At 42.8% G+C, this 572-nt stretch carries 1 protein-coding gene; it reads right to left on the bottom strand.

Going from position 1 to position 572, the window contains the following annotated elements; translation table 11 throughout:
- Nucleotides 1-449 (bottom strand): thymidine kinase (locus R7040_RS28625; RefSeq protein ID WP_318097911.1); only part of this gene is annotated, 449 nt, incomplete at its 3' end.
- Between the last annotated feature and the right edge of the window lie 123 nt (nt 450-572).

The raw sequence follows: 572 nt of genomic DNA, 5'->3' as shown, positions 1-572 counted from the left end.
TTTCGGCCACAGTGGCAAATCGTCTTCAACTCAACCAGCTTATCAGCCCAAGAGAGTAGGTACTTACTGCCTTCAAAAAGTTCGCCAAGAAAATCGGTACGAAGACCATAGCAAAGTACTGGAATATGCAGCTTATCCACTACCTCTGTAAGTTGGTAAACCTGCTCTTTCGATAGGAACTGACACTCGTCAATAAGAATACAGTGACGTTTTTCGACTTCATGCAGGGCTGCAATCTCTTGGTATAGGTTCGTATCTGGACGGAACAAATGCGCGTCCGACTGTAAACCAATACGAGAACTTACTTTGCCTACACCATAGCGGTCGTCCAACGCCGCAGTGAAAATCACTGGCGTCATACCGCGTTCTTGGTAGTTAAATGAAGATTGAAGAAGAGTTGTCGATTTACCCGCATTCATTGCTGAGTAATAGAAATACATCTGAGCCACAGAGCATTACCTAAAGTTAAAATTTTATTGATGAAATTGGAAAATAAAAGGGCTGAATCATCAGCCCTTTTAAAAGATTCAATTACTTACGACGCCACGTTGTGCCTTCTGGACCATCCTCAA

Source organism: Vibrio sp. 1069 (genome assembly GCF_033340555.1).
Note: the sequence above shows the minus strand (reverse complement) of the source record. Positions and strands in the feature narration are given on the sequence as shown.